Source organism: Psychrobacter sp. CAL346-MNA-CIBAN-0220, from assembly GCF_040309805.1.
In the GTDB taxonomy this organism is placed as follows: Bacteria; Pseudomonadota; Gammaproteobacteria; order Pseudomonadales; family Moraxellaceae; genus Psychrobacter.
Window position 1 is genome coordinate 1 of record NZ_JBEOPF010000479.1, and the last position, 257, is coordinate 257.

The 257-nt window shown below is 64.6% G+C and carries 1 protein-coding gene; it reads left to right on the forward strand.

Annotated features, from left to right (window positions below; genetic code table 11):
- Nucleotides 1–257: MFS transporter (locus AAEY88_RS14445; protein WP_350563500.1), on the forward strand; the 257-nt coding region annotated here is incomplete at both ends.

The following is a 257-nucleotide window of genomic DNA, read 5'->3' on the forward strand; positions in this document are numbered from 1 at the left end:
GTTGATGCGCGTGATCCAGGGCGCAGCGATTGGCGGCGAAGTACCGGGCGCCTGGGTGTTCGTCTCCGAGCACGTGCCGCCGCGCCACATCGGCTACGCCTGCGGCACCCTGACCAGCGGCCTCACCGCCGGTATTCTGCTGGGCTCGCTGGTAGCCACCGCTATTAATACGGCCTATACACCGGAACAGGTCTCTGATTACGCCTGGCGTATCCCGTTTCTGCTCGGTGGCGTATTCGGCCTGCTGTCGGTGTACC